Raw genomic sequence first — 7,515 nt, 5'->3', positions numbered from 1 at the left:
GGCTGAGGCTGAGGCTGAGGCTGAGGCTGAGGCTGAGGCTGAGGCTGAGGCTGAGGCTGAGGCTGAGGCTGAGGCTGAGGCTGAGGCTGAGGCTGAACCCGTCACTTCCGAAGCACAAGCCCTGAATGCGCAGGCAGGTGCCGATTCGGGCCCCGTCACCACCGAACCCGCGCCGGTGGCCACAGCTTCCATCGAATCGCCGCCCGCGCCGCTGCCACCTGAGCGGCCCTGGATCACCCCGGATTTGCGCAACATGGCCCGCCCGCGCGATGCAGATACGCGCGCCGCCCTGAAAGGCCTGCGTGCGCGGTGTCTGGCGCTTCATGCGCGGCTGGAGCCCTTGAACCATCCGCGCCGCGGGTGAGGCGCACGGATAATGCGGGCGGTTGCGTTTTGTCGCTTGCCCCCGCCGGAATTATCGTTATGTATCCGCGCAGTGTCGGGCCGTGGCGCAGCCTGGTTAGCGCGTCCGTCTGGGGGGCGGAAGGTCGTGAGTTCGAATCTCACCGGCCCGACCATCGAAAAAGACCCGCTTCTGGCAACAGGGCGGGTTTTTCTCATATCAGGAGCATCCTATGACCGCGACCGGAGTGCTGCCCGACCAGGAACTTCGCAATCTGATCGCCCAAGGTGCGATCAGCGCCGATCCTGCCATCCTGCCTGCACAGATCCAGCCCGCCAGCCTTGATCTGCGCCTTGGCACCGTGGCCTATCGCGTGCGGGCCTCGTTCCTTGCGGGCCATGGCCGCAGCGTGGCGGAACGTATCGAAGAATTCGAGATGCATCGGGTGGATCTGCGCGAGGGCGCAGTGCTGGAAAAGGGCTGCGTCTATGTGATCCCGCTGATGGAGCGGCTTGCGCTGCCCGCCGGGCTGACGGCGGTGGCCAATGCCAAAAGCTCCACCGGCAGGCTGGATCTGCTGACCCGCACCATCACCGATGGCGGGGTGGAATTTGACCGCATCAAGGATGGCTATAGCGGCCCGCTTTATGCCGAGGTCTGCCCGCGCAGCTTTTCGGTGCTGGTGCGTGCGGGGCAGCGGCTGAACCAGATCCGCTTCCGCCGCGGTCAGGCGGTGCTGTCGGATGCCGATCTGCTGGCGCTGCATGGGCAGGAACCGCTGGTGGATGGCGTGGCGCGGATCTCCGAAGGTCTGGGCTTTTCGGTCGACCTGAAACCAGAGGCGGGTGATCTGGTCGGCTACCGCGCCAAGCCCCATACCGGCGTCATCGATCTGGACAGGATCGGCCATTACCCCGCGCCTGAATTTTGGGAGGAGGTGCGCGCCCGCGATGGCCGGATCATCCTTGATCCTGGTGCCTTCTACATTCTGGTCTCGCGCGAGGCGGTGACGATCCCGCCCGATTATGCCGCCGAAATGGCGCCCTATCTGGCGATGGTCGGTGAGTTCCGCGTGCATTACGCGGGCTTCTTTGATCCGGGCTTTGGCCATTCCGCATCGGGCGGGGCCGGGTCACGCGGGGTGCTGGAGGTGCGCTGCCACGAAGCCCCCTTCGTGCTGGAACATGGGCAAGTCGTGGGGCGCCTGGTCTATGAACGGATGAGCGCGCGGCCCACGACGCTTTATGGTGCAGGGATTGCGTCGAATTATCAGGGTCAGGGATTGAAACTCGCCAAGCATTTCCGGGCGGATTGAGCGACCGATTTACTGCGCCGCCGGAAAGTCGCGCCTTGAGTGGCGGTTATTGGATGCCCCGCTTGACGGGGATACATACAAGCGCGTCCAATGAACAACCTTGCCATGAACAACCTTGGACGCCATCGAACCCGCACGCTACAGCTGTCCCATCGGGCACATCACCCGAGCGCCCATGTGTCCGAGCCAGATCGTCAAGCGGGCCCAGCACGCGCAATCGGAGGCTAGATCCCGCGCCTTGGCCTTGCCAGCCCTCAGCGCCCCAGCCTGCGCAGGAAGCGCGCGGTCTGGTTGGCGCGGCGCTGCATTTCCTTGCCCTTTTGCGCCTGCGCCTTTTCCTCGGGCGTGCGGGCGGGGCCGGACATCTTCTGCATCTGCTGATGCATCATGCGGCGCGCCACACGGCGAAACAGCATATTGCCGATCTGCTGCACCATTCTTGCAAGATCCATTGCCTTACTCCTCGAACAATTCGCTCTGGCCTGTCGTATCCTCGTCTTCATCATCTTTGGTCACAAGGCTGCCCGGTGCCGGGCGGTTGTCCAAGAGGCCCGCTGCCCGCAGATCCTTCAGCCCCGGCAGATCGCGCGCCGATTCCAGCCCGAAATGATCCAGGAACCCTTCGGTCACCACGAAGGTGACCGGGCGGCCCGGCGTCATGCGCCGCCGTCCAAAGCGGATCCATTCCATCTCCAGCAACTGATCCACCGTCCCACGGCTGACCGCGACGCCGCGAATTTCCTCGATCTCGGCCCGCGTCACCGGCTGGTGATAGGCGATGATCGCCAATGTCTCGATTGCCGCGCGCGACAGTTTGCGGTTCTCGATCACTTCCTTCTGCATCAGATAGCCAAGATCGGGCGCGGTGCGGAAAGCCCAAGCCTCGCCCACGCGCACCACCCGCACCCCGCGCCCCTCATAGCGGCGGCGCAGATAGGCAAGCGCCTCGGCCGGGTCGCAACCATGCGGCATCCGGCGCTCCAGCTCGGCCAGTGTCATCGGCTCGGTGCTGGCAAACAGAATCGCCTCCACCATCCGCTCCTGCTCGGCGATGGGGGGCGCATCGAACAGGCTTTGCTCGCGCTCGCTCATTCGGCCCCCCGCGCGGGGTCCGGGCGGCGGATCTGGATCGGCGCGAAGGTCTCGCCCTGCCGGATCTCGATCTGGCCGCGCTTGGCCATTTCAAGGATCGCCGCGAAATGCGCAGCCATTGATGACCGCTTGCGCATGGGCGCTGCGTCCCAGCCCTCGGGCATCCAGCTTTCCAGATCGGACCAATCGCCCGCATAACCGATCAGGCTGCGCATCCGCTCCAATGCCTGTTCCATGGTGAAGACATCATGGCGGTCCATCACGAAAGGGCGAAACTCGTCGCGGGTGCGGATGCGGGCATAGGCGCGCATCAGATCGATCAGCGCGGCGGAATAGACCACCTTGCGCGCCTTCACGATCTGCTCGCTTTGGCCGCGCACAAAGAAATCACGGCCGCGCTGATCCCGCGCCAACAGCCGTGCCGCGGCCTCGCGCATGGCCTGCAGGCGTTCCAGCTGAAAGGCGAGATGTGCTGCCAGATCCTCGGCCGAAGGCCCTTCATCGCTGGGGTCAGGCGGCAGCAGCAGCCGCGATTTCAGATAGGCAAGCCAGGCCGCCATCACCAGATAATCGGCAGCCAATTCGATGCGCAGCAATTTGGCCCGATCCACAAAACGCATATATTGCTCGGCCAGTTGCAGCACCGAGATGCGACGCAGATCTACCTTCTGGCTGCGCGACAGGCTGAGCAAGAGGTCAAGCGGGCCTTCAAACCCGTCGACGTCGACGATCAGCGCCTCTGCGGCCAGACGCTCGCTGACGCTTTGATCTTTCTGATCGTCGATCCAGTCGCGATCCGCCATGCGCGTCAGACGGAGACGGCGGCAAGCAACGCGTCATGTTCGCGCCGCAGGGCCGCAAGATCAGCAGGCTCGGCGGTCTTGCGGCAGGCCAGTGCCGCGTCGCCGCGCGCGCGCGCCGCATCCGTCATCTGCCCTGCGGCGGCGGCCACCGCCTGCATCTCGGCCAGATCGCCCTTGCAATGCAGCGCGATATCACAGCCTGCCGCCACCGCGAGGGCCGCGCGTTCGGCCAGCGTCCCGGGCAGCGCCTGCATGTTCAGATCATCCGACATGATCAACCCGCCAAAGCCGATCTGATCGCGCATGACGCGCATCATCGCCGGGCTGCAGGTCGCGGGCTGGTCATCATATGCGGCAAAGACGATATGCGCGGTCATCGCCATCGGCAGGTCACGCAACGCATGGAAGGGCGCGAAATCCTGCGTCCAAAGCGCGTCGGCAGAGGCGGTGACGGTGGGCAGATCATGATGGGTATCGGCATTGGCCCGACCATGGCCGGGCATATGCTTCATCACCGGCAACACGCCGCCCGCCAGATGCCCCTCCGCTGTGGCGCGACCAAGCACCGCGACCTGCGCCGCATCGGTGCCGTAGCAGCGATTGCGCAGGAAGGGATGGGTTGCATCGGTCGCAATATCAAGGCAGGGCGCACAATTGCTGTCGATGCCGACGGCGCGCAGCTCCTCCGCGATAAGGCGGCCGCGCAGCCACATCATCCGCGCCGCGCGTTCGCCCGCAAGGGCCACGGCATCCAAGGGCGGCAAGAACTCCGACCAATGCGGCGCGCGCAGGCGCTGCACCCGCCCGCCTTCCTGATCGACCAGCACCGGCGCATCGCGTCCGACACTGTCGCGCAGATCGGCGGTCAGGCGGGAAAGCTGGGCCGGATCCTCGACATTTCGGGCGAAGATGATGAAGCCCCAAGGGTTCGCCTCGCGGAAGAACGCCCGCTCACTGGCACCGAGGACCGGGCCCTCGCAGCCAAAGATCGTGGCCCCAAGACCCGCGCTCATCGCAGGGCAACCGGAATGCAATCGGTGTTTTCGGCGCTGACCGCCGCGCAGAAGCGGCGGGCATCGGCCTCATCGGTGAAGCCTTCGGCGCGCAGGCGGTAGAAGGTGCGCCCGCCACTATTGGCTTCCTGAATGACCCGGCCCTTGCCTGACATCAACTCGCCGAACTGGCCAGAGATACGGTCCCAGGCGGCGCGCGCCTCATCGGCGCTGTCAAAGGCACCGAACTGCACCAGCCGCGTGCCTGCGGGCAAGGCCGCGGGATCGACCTCGCGCGCGGTTTGCGCAAGCGCCGCAGCGACCGCCGCATCGGTGGCGGTGGCAGTCGCGGGCACATTGCGCGGGCGCGCCAGTGGACGCAGCGACTTGCCGATGCCGCCTGTCACGACGGGTGCGGCCTCGACAGCCTCTGGCGGGGTGCTAAGCGGCGCGACACCTGCAGCAATGCTGTCGGCCAGCGCCAGAACATCGGCGGAAGCCTGCGTTCCCGGGACCCCCGGCGCATCAGACGGGGCTGCGTCCTGGGCCATATCCGGGGCAGCCGGCGGGGCCGAAACCTCTCCCAGCGGGGTAAAGCTGGTCAGCGGATCGCTGCCTGCATCCTGTGCCAAGGCGTCGGGCTCGGGCAGCGCGACCGGGGCCTGCGCAGCCGGTGCCATCAGGATCGCGGGCGGCTCTGGCGCAAGACCAGGCACATCCTCATCCGCCAGATCGACCGGGCGTGGTGCCAGCACGATCTCTTCCGGCAAGGGCGCGGCCACGCCAACGGCGGCCACATCATTCACCGACAGGCCCTGATGCGCCGTCACCTCGCCACCCGGATTGTCCGGCGCTACGCGCATCGGCCCCTCGGCGGCCTTGATGACGGGAATCCCCAACACATTGCGGACGGCGATCTTGTAGCCCCAGACGCCTGCCCCGAGCAGCAGCGCCAGCGACAGCGCCGCCCCGGCCAGGTTCAGCGCCCGGCGCCCCTGTGCTGCCGCCCCACCCCGACGCCCGCCGCCATTGCGGGTCGGGCGCTGGTGCTGGCCTTGCCGTGCTTCGGGCGCGTAGCCCCCGGCATACCGATCAAAATTCACATCTGCCATGCTCTGCCCCAATCGGCCGGGGTCATCATCGCCCGGCCGCAATGCCTGCTCCTCGCGGCGGGGCGCCATTTTTAGCGCATTTCCTCAACCGGAGTGACACCCAGAATAGCAAGCCCGGCGCAAATCACAACGCCCACGGAACGGGCAAGGGCGATTTTCGCCTGTGTGATGCCCGCATCCTCCTGCACAAAGCGCAACGAGACCTCATCATTGCCGCGATTCCACAGCCCGTGCAGGTCGGATGCGAGTTCATAGAGATAGAAGGCCACACGATGCGGCTCGTTCCCGCGCGCAGCAATCTCGACGAGACGCGGCCATTCGGCCAGCTTGGCCACCAGCGCAAGTTCCGCCGCGTGATCCAGTTTGCTCAGGTCCGCGCCCGCCAGCGTGGCGTCATCCACGGCCACGCCCGCCTCGCGCGCCTTGCGCAGCACCGAATTGATCCGGGCATTGGCATATTGCACATAAAAGACCGGATTGTCCTTCGACTGTTCCATCACCTTGTCAAAGTCGAAATCCAGCGCCATGTCGTTCTTGCGGGTCAGCATGACAAAGCGGGTCACATCGGCGCCCACCTCCTCCACCACGTCGCGCAGCGTGACAAAGGTGCCGGCGCGCTTTGACATCTTGAAGGGTTCGCCATTCTTGAACAGCTTCACCAACTGGATCAGCTTGATATCCAGCGGCACGCGGCCCTGCGACAACGCCGAGACCGCCGCCTTCATGCGCTTCACATAGCCACCGTGATCGGCCCCGAAAATGTCGATCAGCTGATCGAAGCCGCGTTTCACCTTGTTGTAATGATAGGCGATATCGGGCGCGAAATAGGTCCAGCTGCCATCCGATTTCATCACCGGACGATCCACATCATCGCCATGCGCGGTGGAACGGAACAGGGTCTGCTCACGCGGTTCCCAATCCTCGGGCGTTTTGCCCTTGGGCGGTTCCAGCACGCCTTCATAGATCAGGCCCGCCTTGCGCAGCTCGGCAATCGCGGCCTCGATCTCGCCGGTGCCATAAAGCGCCTTCTCGCTGGAATAGACATCCATCCGCACGCCAAGAGAGGCCAGATCTTCGCGGATCATCGCCATCATCTGTTCGGTGGCAAATTCGCGCACATCATCCAGCCAGACAGATTCAGGCTGATCCAGCAGGCTTGGGCCGTATTTCGCCTTCAAGGCCTCGCCCACCGGGATCAGGTAGTCGCCGGGGTAAAGGCCTTCGGCGATCTCCGGCTCCAGCCCATTGGCCTCGCGATAGCGTTCAAAGGCCGAGCGCGCCAGCACGTTCACCTGCGCGCCGCCATCATTGATGTAATATTCGCGCGTCACATTCCAGCCGGCAAAGGCCAGCAGGTTGGACAGCGCATCGCCCACCACGGCACCGCGCACATGGCCCACATGCATCGGGCCGGTCGGGTTGGCGCTGACAAATTCGATATTGACCTTGGATCCTGCCCCGATATCGGAGCGGCCATAGTCCAGCCCTGCGGTCAGAACCGCCCGCACCAGCCCCTGCCAGACGCCCGCATTCAGCCGCAGATTGAGGAAGCCGGGACCGGCCACTTCGGCACTGGCAATCCGCGGGTCATTGGCCAGACGGGCGGCAAGTGCCTCGGCAATCGCGCGCGGCGCAAGGCCTGCGGGCTTGGCCAGCACCATCGCGGCATTGGTCGCCATGTCGCCATGGGCCGGATCGCGCGGCGGCTCCACCGCCACCGACGTGAAATCCAGACCGGGCGGCAAGGTGCCTGCCTCGGTCATCGCGCCAAGCTCGGCAATCACAAGCGTCCGCAATTCGGTGAAAAGGTTCATCTGGTCCGTCCTTCCTGACCCTCCGGCATTTGCCAGAGGGCGGC

General features: G+C 65.3%; 8 protein-coding genes and 1 tRNA gene. 3 read left to right on the top strand and 6 right to left on the bottom strand.

The genetic code is table 11. From position 1 onward, the window contains the following. The 3 genes from GBJ34_RS20495 to GBJ34_RS06715 form a co-directional block, all read left to right on the top strand. Nucleotides 1-364 (top strand): hypothetical protein (locus tag GBJ34_RS20495; RefSeq protein WP_404811408.1); only part of this gene is annotated, 364 nt, incomplete at its 5' end. 76 nt (nt 365-440) lie between these two features. After that, a tRNA-Pro gene (locus GBJ34_RS06720) sits at nt 441-518 on the top strand. A gap of 57 nt (nt 519-575) precedes the next feature. Then, nucleotides 576-1,658 (top strand): 2'-deoxycytidine 5'-triphosphate deaminase, encoded by a 1,083-nt coding sequence (locus tag GBJ34_RS06715; protein WP_151718506.1) that lies wholly within the window; start codon nt 576-578, stop codon nt 1,656-1,658. Nucleotides 1,659-1,912: 254 nt separating this feature from the next. Here the strand turns inward: GBJ34_RS06715 and GBJ34_RS06710 are convergent, their stop codons facing one another. The 6 genes from GBJ34_RS06710 to argS all read right to left on the bottom strand — a co-directional run bounded on the left by GBJ34_RS06710 (nt 1,913) and on the right by argS (nt 7,471). Continuing rightward, nucleotides 1,913-2,110: a hypothetical protein gene (locus tag GBJ34_RS06710; RefSeq protein ID WP_151718505.1), complete on the bottom strand. Its 198-nt coding sequence runs from the start codon at nt 2,108-2,110 to the stop codon at nt 1,913-1,915. A 4-nt stretch (nt 2,111-2,114) separates the two neighbouring features. Further along, entirely contained in the window at nt 2,115-2,750 is a 636-nt protein-coding gene (scpB, locus tag GBJ34_RS06705) for an SMC-Scp complex subunit ScpB (protein WP_151718504.1), read from the bottom strand. Beyond that, nucleotides 2,747-3,553 (bottom strand): segregation and condensation protein A, encoded by an 807-nt coding sequence (locus tag GBJ34_RS06700; protein WP_151718503.1) that lies wholly within the window; start codon nt 3,551-3,553, stop codon nt 2,747-2,749. The genes scpB and GBJ34_RS06700 overlap by 4 nt, the downstream gene beginning before the upstream one ends. 5 nt (nt 3,554-3,558) lie before the next feature. Beyond that, nucleotides 3,559-4,566, bottom strand: coding sequence for a beta-N-acetylhexosaminidase (nagZ, locus tag GBJ34_RS06695; RefSeq protein WP_151718502.1), 1,008 nt, complete (start codon nt 4,564-4,566; stop codon nt 3,559-3,561). Further along, nucleotides 4,563-5,657, bottom strand: coding sequence for an SPOR domain-containing protein (locus tag GBJ34_RS06690; RefSeq protein ID WP_151718501.1), 1,095 nt, complete (start codon nt 5,655-5,657; stop codon nt 4,563-4,565). Before GBJ34_RS06690 ends, nagZ begins: the two co-directional genes overlap by 4 nt. A 71-nt stretch (nt 5,658-5,728) precedes the next feature. After that, entirely contained in the window at nt 5,729-7,471 is a 1,743-nt protein-coding gene (gene argS / locus GBJ34_RS06685; protein ID WP_151718500.1) for an arginine--tRNA ligase, read from the bottom strand. Nucleotides 7,472-7,515 lie beyond the last annotated feature (44 nt).

Source organism: Gemmobacter serpentinus (genome assembly GCF_008973825.1).
GTDB classification, from domain to species: Bacteria; Pseudomonadota; Alphaproteobacteria; order Rhodobacterales; family Rhodobacteraceae; genus Gemmobacter; species Gemmobacter serpentinus.
The sequence above is the reverse complement of the archived record's forward strand: the minus strand, read 5'-3'. Positions and strand labels throughout refer to the sequence as shown.

Coding starts and splice junctions, on each gene's coding strand:
- GBJ34_RS06715 (WP_151718506.1), top strand. CDS start 576: ATGACCGCGACCGGAGTGCTGCCCGACCAGGAACTTCGCAATCTGATC.
- GBJ34_RS06710 (WP_151718505.1), bottom strand. CDS start 2,110: ATGGATCTTGCAAGAATGGTGCAGCAGATCGGCAATATGCTGTTTCGC.
- scpB (WP_151718504.1), bottom strand. CDS start 2,750: ATGAGCGAGCGCGAGCAAAGCCTGTTCGATGCGCCCCCCATCGCCGAG.
- GBJ34_RS06700 (WP_151718503.1), bottom strand. CDS start 3,553: ATGGCGGATCGCGACTGGATCGACGATCAGAAAGATCAAAGCGTCAGC.
- nagZ (WP_151718502.1), bottom strand. CDS start 4,566: ATGAGCGCGGGTCTTGGGGCCACGATCTTTGGCTGCGAGGGCCCGGTC.
- GBJ34_RS06690 (WP_151718501.1), bottom strand. CDS start 5,657: ATGGCAGATGTGAATTTTGATCGGTATGCCGGGGGCTACGCGCCCGAA.
- argS (WP_151718500.1), bottom strand. CDS start 7,471: ATGAACCTTTTCACCGAATTGCGGACGCTTGTGATTGCCGAGCTTGGC.